9 protein-coding genes are annotated in these 15,057 nt (G+C 43.6%); 7 read left to right on the top strand and 2 right to left on the bottom strand.

What is annotated here, in order from left to right; genetic code table 11:
• The first annotated feature begins 43 nt into the window (after nucleotides 1-43).
• Nucleotides 44-835, top strand: a complete 792-nt coding sequence (locus PLE34_RS11670) for an SDR family oxidoreductase (RefSeq protein WP_324557099.1) — start codon at nucleotides 44-46, stop codon at nucleotides 833-835.
• 239 nt (nucleotides 836-1,074) lie between these two features.
• The gene (locus PLE34_RS11665; RefSeq protein ID WP_324557097.1) at nucleotides 1,075-1,842 is read left to right on the top strand and encodes a 3-hydroxybutyrate dehydrogenase; all 768 of its coding nucleotides are present in this window, start codon (nucleotides 1,075-1,077) and stop codon (nucleotides 1,840-1,842) included.
• 174 nt (nucleotides 1,843-2,016) lie between these two features.
• On the opposite strand, the gene PLE34_RS11660 is transcribed toward PLE34_RS11665, so the two are convergent.
• Both PLE34_RS11660 and PLE34_RS11655 read right to left on the bottom strand, forming a co-directional pair.
• Nucleotides 2,017-3,345 carry a glucosidase family protein gene (locus PLE34_RS11660; protein WP_324557096.1) on the bottom strand — a complete coding sequence of 443 codons (1,329 nt, stop codon included), beginning with the start codon at nucleotides 3,343-3,345 and terminating at the stop codon, nucleotides 2,017-2,019.
• A gap of 562 nt (nucleotides 3,346-3,907) precedes the next feature.
• On the bottom strand, nucleotides 3,908-4,774 hold the full coding sequence (locus tag PLE34_RS11655; RefSeq protein ID WP_324557095.1) for an AraC family transcriptional regulator: 867 nt from the start codon (nucleotides 4,772-4,774) through the stop codon (nucleotides 3,908-3,910).
• 421 nt (nucleotides 4,775-5,195) lie between these two features.
• Here PLE34_RS11655 and PLE34_RS11650 point away from each other — a divergent pair, with 421 nt between their 5' ends.
• From PLE34_RS11650 to PLE34_RS11630, 5 genes are all read left to right on the top strand, one after another.
• Nucleotides 5,196-8,366 carry a PVC-type heme-binding CxxCH protein gene (locus PLE34_RS11650; protein ID WP_324557094.1) on the top strand — a complete coding sequence of 1,057 codons (3,171 nt, stop codon included), beginning with the start codon at nucleotides 5,196-5,198 and terminating at the stop codon, nucleotides 8,364-8,366.
• Between the two features lie 513 nt (nucleotides 8,367-8,879).
• On the top strand, nucleotides 8,880-10,601 hold the full coding sequence (locus PLE34_RS11645) for an ABC transporter ATP-binding protein (RefSeq protein WP_324557092.1): 1,722 nt from the start codon (nucleotides 8,880-8,882) through the stop codon (nucleotides 10,599-10,601).
• The gene (locus PLE34_RS11640; protein WP_324557089.1) at nucleotides 10,585-12,348 is read left to right on the top strand and encodes an ABC transporter ATP-binding protein; all 1,764 of its coding nucleotides are present in this window, start codon (nucleotides 10,585-10,587) and stop codon (nucleotides 12,346-12,348) included. The genes PLE34_RS11645 and PLE34_RS11640 overlap by 17 nt, the downstream gene beginning before the upstream one ends.
• 923 nt (nucleotides 12,349-13,271) lie before the next feature.
• Nucleotides 13,272-14,375 carry a nickel-binding protein gene (locus PLE34_RS11635; protein ID WP_324557087.1) on the top strand — a complete coding sequence of 368 codons (1,104 nt, stop codon included), beginning with the start codon at nucleotides 13,272-13,274 and terminating at the stop codon, nucleotides 14,373-14,375.
• A 116-nt stretch (nucleotides 14,376-14,491) separates the two neighbouring features.
• Nucleotides 14,492-14,872 carry a DUF4242 domain-containing protein gene (locus tag PLE34_RS11630; protein WP_324557085.1) on the top strand — a complete coding sequence of 127 codons (381 nt, stop codon included), beginning with the start codon at nucleotides 14,492-14,494 and terminating at the stop codon, nucleotides 14,870-14,872.
• Nucleotides 14,873-15,057: the final 185 nt, after the last annotated feature.

Raw genomic sequence — 15,057 nt, 5'->3', positions numbered from 1 at the left:
GTGGAAATAATGATTATCTCAATACAGTATAAAAATGTAATTCATGAGTAAAGCAATCATTCCTTTTTTTCATCTGCATAATAAATTAATCTGGGTGGTTGGAGGTGCGGGCTATCTTGGACAGGTAACTGTGGTTGTACTAAAGCATGCTGGTGCTAAAGTAATTTGTATTGACCTGGAGGATCGTGCCGCCGCGTTTGTGCAATCTGCTGCATTAGGGCCGGAAGTTATTCCTGCCACTTTAGATGTCAGGGATGGAGCCGCCATACAGCAGTTTGTGGCGGAGCAGGTTAAGCAGCACGGCGTGCCCGACGGGCTGGTAAACCTTACCTTTGGCTCTACTTCAAAAAAACTGGAAGAGCTGAGTGAAAAAGAGTTTGATGAAGTAAATCATACGGGTTTAACGGCTACATTTTTATTAGCAAGGGAAGCAGGTATGCAAATGGCTGGGCGTGGCAGCGGAAGCATCGTGTTATTCTCCAGCATGTATGGATCGGTGTCGCCCTACCCGGAAGTATATGAGGCGCCTATGAACAAAAACCCCATTGAATATGGCGTTGGTAAAGCCGGTATTATTCAAATGACCCGCTACCTGGCGGTTCACTGGGGGAAAAGGAATGTACGATGCAATTGCATTTCACCCGGACCATTCCCAAGCCCGTCTGTACAAAATGACAACCCGGCCTTCGTGGAAAGACTGGCGAAGCGATCACCCATGGGACGTATAGGAAAGCCGGAAGAAATTGCAGGTTCAGTGGCTTTTTTATTGTCTGCTTCTGCTTCTTATATCACAGGCCATAATTTACGTGTTGATGGCGGATGGACAAGCTGGTGAGTTGTGTGCTGTGAGCGGTCAGCTTTCAGCTTTTAGCGAGCCATCAGCGAAACTTTAGAATAGCGATGGTTGCAGAGGCTGATATGTGAAATCTGCGGTATAAATCTGTTGTGGGAAAGGCTGCTGTATGAAAGGCTGCTGTATGAGGCGTCATCGCCTCATGCATAATTATTGTCGCCTCCGGCGACTGTGAACAATAATATTTGATAGTATTTACATAAATTAAACCAGTTTTTTTCATGCATTCCGGCGTAGTAATAATAACAGGGGCGGCGGGCGGTATAGGCCTGGCTATAGCAAAGACCTTTTTGTCTGCCGGTTACACAGTAGTTATTTTGGATCTTGAACAGGATGGTGTTGACGCTGCTATAGCAGCATTAGGCGGCAGCCGGGTTACCGGTTATGCCTGTGACGTTACCCATGAAGAAAATATACAAAAAATAGTAGGCGCTGTTTATGATCAGTATGGAAGCATTGATGTGCTGGTAAACAATGCCGGGTTGCAACACGTGGCGCCCATCGAAGCATTTCCAACAGAGAAATTTCGCTGCATGATTAATGTAATGCTCATCGCTCCTTTTATTGCCATCAGGCATGTGCTGCCGTATATGAAAAAAAGTGGTTTTGGAAGGATCATTAACATGGCTTCCATTAACGGGCTGGTTGGCTTTGCGGGAAAAGCGGCCTATAATAGCGCGAAGCACGGCTTGATCGGGTTAACAAAAGTTGCCGCATTGGAAAGCGCCGGCTATGGCATTACCGTTAATGCAGTGTGCCCCGGCTATGTTGACACCGCGCTGGTCAGAAACCAGCTAAATGATATAGCTCAAATGCGAAACATCCCGTTTGAAAAAGTGTTGGAAGAAGTAATTTATCCCCTTGTTCCTCAAAAACGGTTACTTAGCGCAGAGGAGGTAGCGCATTATGTATATTTCCTGGCGGGTGATAACGCAAAGGGAATAACAGGACAGGCGGTTGTAATTGATGGCGGGTATACCGTGCAATAATACTCCTTCGGCATTAGTGCAGGTGCATTTCCTGCCACGAACCTGTCTGCCGAAGCAGGATCCACGAATGTTTATTTGTGTATTCGTGGCTATATTTTTGATAATTTACGCTTAACTTAAGACTATATATTATACTGCGAAAAATGGTATTAACGGGGAATGGAAAGTATTGTTTCAGTTGATCTTCCGGAACGCAGTTAAAGGACATGCAACCGTAGTAAGGTATATTGGATTTTGTTTGTAAGTAGATTTGTTAAAACATTCGTACGGCGCTCCAAAATCGCCACCCTTCCGGTAATCATTCGCTTTCAGGTCTTCAATAAATTCATTCGCCAATGCTTTTGCCAACTGTGGGTCAACCTGGTTTATCGCATAGCAAACCCATCCGGTGGGCGTTCCCCAATAGGCGCCATTCTGATAAAGATTTTTACCAGACAGGGAAATCTCCCAGGCAGTTGTTTCATTATAGTCATCGGTGGTAAGGATATGCCTGATGTTGCCCTTATAACTTAAAGTGCCATCTTTATAGGCCTTTGCAAGCATACGGGATGCTTTTTGCAGATCTTCACCTTCAAGTATGCCATAATAAACGGACAGGGCGGTTGACCAAACATCAGCCTGTTTGCTTTTTCCCGTGGAAGCGAGCAGCATACCTCTTTCGTCCATAAACATACCGGGTAAAGATTGCCTGATAGTACCGGCTATTTCAAGGTATGTTTTTGAATCCTTACTTTTGATCAATTGCAGTAATTCTGCCAGTTCACTGGCGGCACGGTATTTCAAAATAGAAGGAAAGCAAAGATTTCCTGTAATAACCTGGGCATCTCTGAAACCAAAATCAACGCCCCTGATCGCATCGGTAGCATACACAATATGATTGTTTACATTGGCCGGAGGAGCATGAAAAGCTGCCCTTAAACGATCAATTAGTCTTGTACCATTCACCTCCTTCAATAGTATTTTATGATCGCCGGTTTGCTTCACATAATAATAAGCCATGTGAATAAAATAAAACTGGTCACAATAGGGTGGCAGCGTTCCCCACTCCGGCGTTCCCTGGTTTTCATAACTGTATGTACCCGGAAAGTAAATGGGCTTGCTATCGTCAATTCTTATATGATCCGCAATAGAACCTGAAGGAATCAGGCTGCCGCCTTTTGTTATCCAGGTTTGATCGCACTGGGTAGAAGCTGTTAATAACAGCATGTGCAACTGTTCTTTCTTTGAAATGAATCCTGTTTCAAGAGACATAGCATAATCGCGGATCCAGAAAGAAGGATAGGCATCTCTTCCACCGGGTCTGATCAGCATTCCCCCGGTATTATTGGAACCAAAATCCTTCGAAATAAATTGCCCCGGATAAATGCGTGAAGCCTCCAGAACATCTTTAGTCATCCCTTCCAGGAAGGAAAGGTTTTCGGAACTGATAAATGATCCCTGCTGGGCATGACCCGCAGAAAAAACAAATACCAGGCAGATCAGCACCAATTTAATACACTTCATTATATAGCATTTTAGAAAAACAAGATATCCTTTCTTCACAGCTCAAAAAAATGAACTGTATAAAGATGACGTAAAGCTAATTAATACAGGAAGTAAATGTATAAGCCACCCGAAAAAGGAACAACTCGTTTTTTTTCTAAAGCAGATACTTTTTTTGCATGACGAATTATTCGTATCAGAGGCTGTCAGCATTCAGGGGTAGTGAATAGTGAAAGGTGAAAGGTGAAAGAACCAAATCACAAAAAACAAGAACCAAATAAAAATGCAAATACAAAATCCGAAGCGATAAAAGGCCCGTCATTATAAGGCGTAAGCAGATGCAGCAACTTTGAGAAACTATGCAAGCCGAAGCAAGCTCATTGAAGCGAAGCGGAGCAATAAACCCATTTATAGAATATAATCCGTATCCCAATTGTGGGATTGCCTACCGGCAGGTAGGCAGGCTTCGATCCTTTAAAAATATTACACATCATTAAGATCAGTTTAAGGTGTCGCAATGACGGTTAAATCCGAAGCGAAATGCAATCTCAAATTCAAAATCTCAAATCTCAAATCCCCCCCGCTACGCGTAAATAATCCTCCTGTATTCGGTGGGGGTCATTTGCTTGTATTTTTTAAACTGCCTGTTAAAATTGGCTAAGCTGTTGTAGCCGCATTCATATGCCACATCAACAATATTCTGATCTTTTTCCGAAAGTTTTTTGCAGGCATAGCCGATTCTCAATGTATTTAAATATTCTACAAAAGTTACCCTGTAGTTTTCTTTAAAAAAATTACTGAAGGTGGTAACCGCCATATTAGCGATAGAGGCCACTTTCGATAAGGTAATGTCCTGATCGAAGTTTTGAATCAGGTATTCGGTTATTTTGTTCAGCCGGTCGGAGCTTTTTACATTCACTGTTTTTGCAAAACCAGGACTTGCCAGTAATTCATATTCAGCCGTACGGGATAATGTATCAAAGATGAGCAGGAGGGAAGACAGGCGCTGAAGCCCATTCATATCGGGCATCTTTTCCATTAGTGCAGTAATTTCAGCTTTGGCTTTGCCGTTAATTACCATGCCCCGGTTAGACGATTCCAAAAAACGTTTAAAGGCTTCCATCTCCGGGATATTAAGAAAATTTTCGCCCAGGAAATCATCTTTAAAATGGATCACTATCGCTTCTGCCGGGTAATCCATCTGGCCGTTAATGAATTTTGGATCATTTACCCACACATGGGGCAGGAAGGGGCCCATACATACCAGGTCGCCTTCATCGAATTTTCCGATATGATCACCCACCATGCGGCGTCCGTTACTTTTTAGAACCAATACAATTTCATATTCGGGATGGTAGTGCCAGGGGCAGGGAAATGATTTCCCCACTTCTTTAAATACAGTAAATGATTTGTCAAAATCCTTCGGTAGCCGCAGTTCAATAGATTTCATCGTTCACTTCGTTTAAAGTTAAAAAAGCATCCCCCTAATATATTGAATTATAGTGTATTCTTCCACTTTTTTGAAAAATAGTATAAGAATTATAACAAATAGTAGGAGGCTGCAACGGAATGCACAGCGGTAAAAAATGGAATAGCAGGAAGCGCTGCTTTTCCTCCCCGGTGTTTTCATTATCATAAATTTTATTTGAGCAGAGCGGTTATTGCATACCGTTATGGCTTTGTAATCCGGCAGTCACGAAAACACGAAGAAAATAAAACGGGAAGATCAGGACTTTGTGCCCTCGTGTCTTAGTGGCATATTTCTATACCGGCCCTTTTGAGACAGCCTCATTGCATTGCGTTAATCTTAAAAATATTGGGCATTTAGGTTATGAACGCCTATTTTTAGGATTCAAAACAGCAAAATTGAAATGACAAACCCTTGCACAAAAAGTACCGGAACCCTTGTATTATTATTCGTATTAATGATCGCTGCATTTACTGCCTGCCGCTCTGACCAGCATGAACCGCTCAAAATTGAAAAGCATACCAGCATTGCGCTTGTGGGCAATAACCTGGGATCGAGAATGATGAACTACGGCTATTTTGAAACAGAAATGCAGGTACGCTATCCCGATAGTATGCTCTATATCCGTAATTTTTGTGATGGTGGCAATACACCCGGCTTTAGGCCCCACGCGGCGAGGAACGATCCGTGGGCGTTTCCGGGAGCCGAAAAATTTCAAACAGAGCTTGCCACTAATTCGGGAAGTGAAGGGCATTTTGAATCTCCCGATGAGTGGCTTACCCGTCATAAGGCAGATGTGATCATCGCTTTTTTCGGGTATAATGAATCTTTCCAGGGAAAGGAAGGATTAGACAATTATAAAGCAGAACTGGATGCCTTTATCAAACATACCTTAAGTCAGCATTACAACGGCGGTTCCGCTCCGCAGGTGGCGATTGTGTCGCCTATTGCTTTTGAAGACCTGTCTGCTAAGTATGATCTTCCCAATGGGAAAAAAGAAAATGAGAACCTTTCGCTGTATACCCGGGGCATGAAAGCGGTTGCTGATTCGAACAAAGTGCTTTTTATAGATGCTTTTGCGCCTTCCAAAAAATGGTTTGGTTCTGCTAAAGAAGCTTTAACGATTGACGGATCGCAGTTGAATGACGAAGGGTATAAGAAATTATCTGTTTTACTGGCAGATGAAATTTTTGGCAAGGTTTCACCTAAGGCAGAAGCCAACAGGGAACTGGTACTGGCCGCAGTAAAAGAAAAGAACTGGATGTGGCATGATGATTATAAGATCCCCAATGGCGTGCACGTATATGGTCGCCGTTATAATCCTTTCGGCCCCGATAATTATCCTGCCGAAATAGAAAAGATCCGGCAAATGACAGCTATCCGCGATACCGCCGTATGGCTGGCAGCAAGTAAAGGAGAGCAAATGGACATTGCCGCCGCTGATAAAAACACCAGGCAGTTGCCGCCGGTTAAAACCAATTATAATCCCCAGCAAAATGGCAGCCTGAAATATTTGTATGGTGAGGAAGCGGTGAGCAAGCTTAAAGTGCCCGATGGATATAAGATTGAGCTTTTTGCTTCTGAGGAAGAATTTCCTGAGCTGGCAAAACCCATGCAAATGTCGTTCGACAATAAAGGACGTTTGTGGGTAGCTACCATGCCCAGTTACCCGCATTATAAACCGGGTGATCCCAAACCGGATGATAAGATCATCATCCTGGAAGATACCAATGCAGATGGAAAAGCGGATAAGCTCACGGTATTTGCAGATAAATTGCACCTGCCTGTTGGTTTTGAAATTGCTCCCGAAGGTGTGTATGTTTCACAGGGTACCAACCTTAAATTATTTACAGATACCGATGGAGATGACAAAGCCGATAAGGTGGAGATTTTGCTGAGTGGATTTGATGATCATGATACCCACCACAATAGCCATGCTTTTACAGTAGACCCGTCGGGCGCTATTTATAGCGGGGAAGGGGTTTTCCTGCATACCAATGTGGAAACGTCTTACGGCCCTGTACGCGCCACCAATGGCGGGTTCTACCGCTACGCGCCGCAGCTTCGTAAGCTGGAGCGTACGGCCCAGCTTTCCATTCCTAATCCGTGGGGCATAGCCTTCGATGAATGGGGACAGCCCTTCTTTGCGGAAACTTCCGGCCCCGATGTAAGGTGGATGATGCCCGGTACTGTTTTGCCAAGATACGGAGAAGCTACACACAAATCTTTCAACATAATAGAGGACGCGCATAAAGTGCGGCCAACTTCCGGGCTGGAGTTTATTTCCAGCCGCCATTTTCCCGATGAAGTGCAGGGCGACATGCTGATCAATAATACCATTGGCTTTTTGGGAACAAAGGAGCATGTGATAGAAGACAGTGGTACCGGCTATAAAAGTCATCACCGGGTAGACTTGGTTGTTAGTGAAGACCGCAACTTCCGCCCGGTAGATATGGAGTTCGCTCCTGATGGATCGCTTTACCTGATTGACTGGCATAATATACTGATCGGGCATATGCAGCACAACGCGAGGGACCCGCTGCGCGATCATATGCACGGAAGGGTTTACCGGATCACGTATCCTTCCAGGCCTTTGGTAACGCCTGCTAAAATAGACGGCGCTTCTGTTGAAGTGCTGCTCGATAATCTCAAACTACCGGAATACCGTACACGCTACAGAACACGCCGTGAGCTGAGAGGCAGGGATGCCAGTGAAGTGCTGCCCAAGCTGAAAAAATGGGTTAGTGCGCTCGATAAAAATGATCCGCGCTACGAGCACCATAAGCTGGAAGCATTGTGGGTAAGCTGGGGACTCGATAAGGTTGACCAGGATCTGCTAAAGGAAATGCTCCAGGCAAAAGATTACCGTGCAAGGGCCGCTGCGGTTAATGTAGTACGTTATACCGGCCACCAGGTGGCCAACCAGGCTGACCTGCTGATGCAGGCTGCTCGTGATGAGCATGGAAGAGTGCGACTGGAAGCCATTGTTGCGGCATCGTGGATCGGAAAGGAAAAAGGAATGCCGATACTGGAAGAAGCCGCAAAAATGCCATTAGACGAGTGGATGGTGCATGCGCATGAGGCAGCCGTGGCGCACCTTAACGGGAAGCTGGTAAAAGAGCATAAAGAAGAGCAGATCATTTCATCATTAAAGGGCGATGACCTTGCGCTTTTCAAAAAGGGGAAGGAAATATATGCCCGGGACGGATATTGTAATACCTGTCATCAGCCCGATGGTAAAGGGCTTTCCGCTTCAGGATTTCCGCCGTTGGCCAATACCAAATGGGTAACCGGAAATGAAGAACGTTTGATCAAATCAGTTTTAAAAGGGTTGTTAGGCCCCATAGAGGTGAACGGGAAGCAATATCCCGGCCAGGTGCCTATGACGCCTTTTGAAGGTTTGCTTAATGATGAGGAGGTAGCGGCAGTATTAACCTATGTAAGGAATTCATTTGGCAACCAGGCGCCTGCTGTACAACCCGATAATGTTAAAAAGGTAAGGGCAGCCATAGAAAGCAAAAAAGATTTTTATTCACCCGATCAATTGCTTGCGGAACATCCGTTGGAAAAATAAACGGGTACATATTCATTTTTAAGAGTTGAAGTAAACTCCCAAGGGGGAGATGGGGTTTTTAATTTACAGTTTGTGGTTTACCGTTGCAGGATTTCGCTTCGGATTTTGAACTTTTTGCTTCGGATTTACCCGTCATTGCGAAACCCTAAACTGATCTTAATGATGTGTAATATTTTTAAAGGGTAGAAGCAATCTCCCAATTGGGATACGGGTTATATTCTATAAATGAGTTTATTGCTCCGCTTCGCTTCAATGGGATTGCTTCGGCGTGCATAGTTCTTCTGATATCCGGCATTTTTTTGACGCCTCGCAAAGACGGGCCTTTTATGGCTTCGATTTTTTTTAGTTTACAGTTTATAGTTTGTGGTTTATAGTTGTATCTACACCCTACACCCCCTCTCTTCTCTTAACCGGATGTTAACAAATAAATGATCCTTATTAATCTGCTTACATTTGCATCTTTTAATTTGCAGGATAGGATAAAGCGGGTATACTATTCATTAAAAAAGGTCAATGAAGCGCAAACCGGGAGTACTTGGTTTACTGAAGCCATACAGCGGGCTGGTACTGCTGTTATTGTTGTTTACCCTGCTGAGCAATGGCATCAACCTGTGGCTTCCCAAAATCATAGCAAACGGTATAGATGCATTTACGGCAGGCAGTTTTGTATTGTATCCCGTGCTCGTTAAGTTTTCGGTGGCCATATTGTGCATATTCCTGTTTACTTACCTGCAGAACATCATACAAACCTATGCCTCGGAAAGGGTGGCAAGGGATCTCAGGACAAAGCTATCCCATAAACTCTCTGTGCAAACAGCGGCTTTTATTGAAAAGGCCAATCCTTCCAAATTGCTTACCAATCTTACCGCCGATGTTGATTCTATTAAGATGTTCATTTCGCAGGCTATTGTGTCGGTTATATCTTCTGTGTTTATTATCACCGGCGCCAGTATTTTACTCATCAGCATCAACTGGAAGCTGGCTTTATGCATTATAGCCATCATACCCATCATTGGCATCACTTTTTTTTGGGTGCTGCGTAAGGTAAGAGCGTTGTTTATTCAAAGCAGGGCGGTGATTGACCGGTTGAACAAGATCATTAATGAAAGCATCCTGGGCGCGGCGCTCATACGCGTAGTAAATGCACAGCAAATAGAGTACAATAAATTTTTTGATGCCAACACTAAAGCTAAAGATTTCGGGCTGGCTATCCTGCGGCTTTTTGCGGGGCTTATTCCTGTAATTACTTTTACGGCTAATATGGCGGCATTAACCATCCTGGCGCTGGGTGGTCATTTTGTAATTAGCGGTAGCATGAGCCTCGGTGATTTCGCGGCTTTCAACAGCTATTTATCCATGCTCATCTTTCCTATACTCATCATTGGCTTCATGAGCAATGTGATTGCGCAGGCCACGGCTTCCTATGATCGCATAAGAATGGTGCTTGAAACGCCCGCCCCGGCTGAAGCAGGAACCGTTACGGCCACGTTGCAGGGTGAGATTGAACTGAAGGATGTGAGCCTGGCATATGGGCAAACCCCTGTTTTAAAAGATATATCATTTACCATAAGCCGGGGTTCAAGAACGGCGATCATTGGGCCTACCGCCGCCGGTAAAACACAATTGCTCTATTTACTTACAGGACTGGTAAAGCCCGACTCCGGCTCCGTAACATTCGATGGTGAAAATATGGAGCGCTATAACAGCACGTCTTTTTACAGCCAGGTTGGATTTGTTTTCCAGGACAGCATTATTTTTAATATGAGCATCCGCGAAAATATAGCTTTCAGTGATACCGTAACAGACGCATCGCTTGCCAAAGCCGTGGAAACAGCAGAGCTAAAGGAGTTCATTGACCTCTTGCCTGATCAGTTGGGTACCGTTGTTGCTGAACGCGGTTCCAGTCTTTCGGGCGGACAAAAACAACGTATTATGCTGGCCCGCGCGCTGGCTATTGAACCTAAGATATTATTGTTAGATGACTTTACCGCGCGGGTTGATAATAACACCGAGAAGCGGATATTGGAAAACCTGCAGCGAAATTATCCCGGACTTACGCTTATCTCCGTTACACAAAAAATTGCCACCGTGGAAGCATATGACCAGATCATACTGCTCATGCAGGGCGAGCTTATCGCCAGTGGCAGGCATGAAGAACTGGTGCGTACCAGTCCCGAATATGTGCAGCTATTGAATGCTCAACAAAGCACCAGTAATTATGAACTACAATCTTAATGCGCTTTCGGAACAGCAGCAAAAAACATCTGCCTATGCTGCCCTTAAAGGTTTGCTAAGGCTCATCGCGCATGAAAAGCGCAACATGGTACTTGCCTTCATAGCTATAGTGCTTAATTCCGGTCTCAACCTGCTGGGCCCTTTTTTGATAGGATATGCCATTGATCATTATATAGCGCAAAAGCAATATCATGGTCTGCTCGTCTTTTCAGGCATATTGCTGGTCATTTATTTGCTGGCGTTGTTTACCAGCTATTTTCAAACGCAACTGATGGGAAGCATAGGGCAACGCCTGCTGTTCACTTTGCGCAATGCCATATTTAATAAGCTGCAGGTTTTGCCCGTTGCTTTTTTCCAGGCCAATAAAGCGGGCGACCTGATTTCGCGCGTTAATAATGACACAGATAAATTGAATACCTTTTTCTCACAATCATTAGTGCAGTTTATCGGGAGCATTGTGATTATGACGGGCGCAGGTATTTTTTTACTGGTCATTAATGTGCAGCTCGGCGCAGCCACGCTTATACCGGCATTGCTTATTTTAATATTTACAAAGCTGGTATCGCCGTGGATCAAAAAAAAGAATGCCGTTAATATGTCGGCCGTTGGGGGCATGAGCGCGCAGGTACAGGAAAGCCTTAATAATTTTAAGGTGATCGTTGCTTTTAACCGTCGCGATTATTTCCGGAAACGCTTTGATGAAGCCAACCGGCATAACTATACAACCGCTATAGGCGCAGGGCTTGCCAGTAACACTTTATTACCGGTTTATAGTTTATTGTCGGGACTGGCGCAACTGATTGTATTGCTGTATGGCATATACCTGATTGCCGCCGGTAGTTTTTCCATCGGGCTGCTGGTGAGCTATTTAGCCTATGCCACGCAGTTTTATAATCCGCTGCGACAACTTGCTACGTTATGGGCCAGCTTCCAGGTAGCCATGGCCGGGTGGGACAGGATAGCGCAAATACTTTCCTTAGATACCAACCTTGCAGTAGTTGAGGATATACCCGCGGAAACGGGCTCCGCAGCAGTTGTGGAATTCAGGAACGTACATTTCGGTTATGCGGAAGGGAAAGAAATACTGCACAATATCAGCCTGCAGCTCCAAAAAGGTAAAACCTATGCTTTTGTGGGTCCCACAGGCGGAGGCAAAACCACTACTGCATCATTGATCGCAAGATTATACGATCCTGTTTCGGGTACGGTGCTGCTGAATGGTAAGGACCTGCGTGCATACCAGCCGGAAGCGCTTTCTAAAAAGGTTGGATTTATACTGCAGGAGCCTTTTTTATTTACAGGAACGGTAAGGGAGAATATTTTATATGGCAATGAACAATATCATCATTACAATAATGAACAACTGGAACACGTGATCAAAGAAGCCGGGCTGCAAAGTTTGCTTACCATCTTTGAGAACGGGCTGCTCACCACTGTATCTTCCGGTGGCGACAGCATCAGCCTCGGGCAGAAGCAACTGATTGCTTTTATGCGTGCCGTGCTGCGTAACCCGGATATCCTTATTTTAGACGAGGCCACCGCCAATATTGATACCGTTACGGAACAAATGCTGGAGGAAATATTAAACAAGCTGCCACCCCATACTACCCGCATTATCATTGCGCATCGTTTAAACACCATTCGCAATGCCGATGAAATATTTTTTGTAAATGCAGGCGAAGTGACCCGTGCGGGGTCCTTTAATGAGGCGATAGATAAGCTGCTGAACGATAAAAGAGTGAGTTGATAAGGATAGTTCGGTAGCAAATCCATAGAGGTATTTATGTGGCACCGGGTATGCATGCACGTTAGCCTGACTGTGAAGCCCCCCTTGCGAACAAAAGTTTTGACAGGCAACATGGTGTTAAGCCGATCAAATGATATCTGTATGTTCGCGCCGGGGTCTTCATGAAAAGCCACTGCGTGCTGGCCATGAGACCCTGGCGCAATCATTCGCCGGAGTCTCGCGCCCCACACAATAGCCAGGCTTTGAAGACCCCGTTGGGAACAGACTTATATGTACTTCCGGATATCTTTCCTGAAAACGATGTATGCGCCTTGTATGTCTTACCAAGGAAAATTTCCTCCATTTGGGTTGGCAAACAAACCCAGGTGCAGGATTCCTGCTGGTGAAAGCAGACGGTAAATTTAAATTCGCGCCGGGGTCACCCTCTGCACGATTGCCGGCCTGTGAAGCCCCCCGTTAGGAAGAAGATGGCAGTGAAGTTGCATTACAGACCCAGGATTTTTTTTAATTTTTAAGAAATAAATGAATAGGTTTGATAACCATTGCAGTTTTCACCCTATGTAATACCAATATCCAACTCATCCAATTCCATGTATATGATTTAACGGATAAGAACTGAACCGTAATATCCATTTATATTGCTATGAAGACTGTGCCGTTGAAGCAAAGCCGTTTGTAAACGCTTAGAAGCGTTTTAAGCGTTTATAAATACTTGAAAATGAATTTTGTTGCGTAAAGCAAAGCTTTGTACGAAACCCTAAAACGAATTTTCGTTCCTTTTGAAAAAGACTTTCAATGCGAAATCACCGACCGGTATCTTATTAAAGCCGACAAATCCGAAACCTGAAGAAATATCAGATTACGACAGGCAAAAAGTAACCAACTGGAAAATATTATTAACTTTCAGTCAGTAAATTTAGTATATGCCGATTTACCTGGATGCTCACTCACTTCCCAGCGTAACTGCAAAAGATGTGGCCGAAGCACATCAAAGCGATCTTCTGCATCAGCCTGAGTTTGATTGCAAGTGCCTGACTTACTGGTTTGATCCAAGTAGAAATTCTGCATTCTGTTTAATTGAAGCGCCGGATATGGATGCGGTAACGAAGTTACATGAAAAATCGCATGGACTTATACCTAATAAAATTATTGAAGTAAGCAGTTCTGCAGTAGAATCTTTTTTAGGCAGAATACATGATCCTGATGATGCAGCCGTTTTTAGTAACGGATTGAAGGTTTTTTCTGATCCGTCTTTTCGTGTCTTAATGATTACACAAATCAATGATCCAATTCTTTTACAGCATCAATTAGGAGTTGAAAAAACTAATGAACTGATTAGCCTTCACAATGCAATAGTGAGAAAAAATATAGCTGTCCATGGAGGTAGCGAAGCAGAACATAGTGGGTATGGATTAATTGCATCGTTTACTTCAGCCTATCAGGCACTTAATTGTGCTTTAACTATGCAAAAAGATGTGCAAGCACAGGAAACAGACGCACTTGAGTTCAGAATAAGCATTAGTGGAGGGGAGCCTGTTGAAAGCAACAGTAAACTTTTTGGAGACTCCATTCAATTTGCCAGTCATCTCTGTGCCATTACTGATCACCACCACATAGCATTATCTTCTAATGTGAAAGAACTATTAGTATCCTATGAGCACTATCAAAAGAACAGGCACAATCTGATGAATTTAGCTCCTCCTGAGGAAAAATTTCTTAAATCGCTTTTTTCAATTTTGGAGAAGCAATCGCAGCTATCGGAATTTGGTATAAAAGATTATTGCCATTTTTTTGCTATGAGTCAATCTCAGGTTTACAGAAAAATCATTAAGTTAACCGGCTTATCGTTTAATACATTCTTAATGGAATACCGGCTTCAGCAAGCCAAAGAACGGATGAAAAAACAATGTTACTCCATTTCACAAATTACGTTTGATTCCGGATTCACAAGCCCATCTTATTTTACCAAATGCTTTAAAAGGAAATTTGGTCTCCTGCCAAAAGCATATATTGATTTAGTTCATTAAGCCCTATGCTCATTTACCGGCGCATTAGAATTACTATTTTTTGAACGAATTGTTATAGGCTTGCACTTCCCGGTGGGAGTATCTTTATACAACAAATAATCATTAAATTTTTTTTTATGAAAACAACAATCAAAATAACCGCACTGGTATTTGCAATACTATTTATGACTTCTACTGCTGTCAAGGCTCAAACCGAAAATACAAAATCAGAATCTAAAACAATGAAAACCTACGTAATCGAAAGAGAAATGCCGGGAGCGGGAATGCTAACGCCGGAACAATTAAAAGGAGCTTCACAGACTTCCTGCACGGTTCTGACTGAAATAGGGCCAAAAATCCAGTGGATGCATAGTTATGTTACCGGCAACAAGATTTATTGTGTTTACAAGGCAGAGAATGAAAAACTAATCCTCGATCATGCTAAGAAAGCGGGGTTTCCTGCCAACAAGGTTAGTGAAGTAGTAACAATGATTAGTCCGGAAACGGCAAAGCAATAAAATTTTACTTATCAAATAAAGGCCCTGCATGTGTCGGGGCTTTTTTGTGTATAAAGAATTTTACGTTGTATCATTTCCCCCTATGCCGTTTGTTCACAAAACATCATAATTTTTGACTACTCTCCAAACCAAAATACGCCCCTACTTAACTACCTTTTTTAATCGCATATTTAAAAGTGTGTTTG

It is taken from the genome of Agriterribacter sp., from assembly GCF_035445465.1.
GTDB lineage: Bacteria > Bacteroidota > Bacteroidia > Chitinophagales > Chitinophagaceae > Agriterribacter.
Note: the sequence above shows the minus strand (reverse complement) of the source record. Positions and strands in the feature narration are given on the sequence as shown.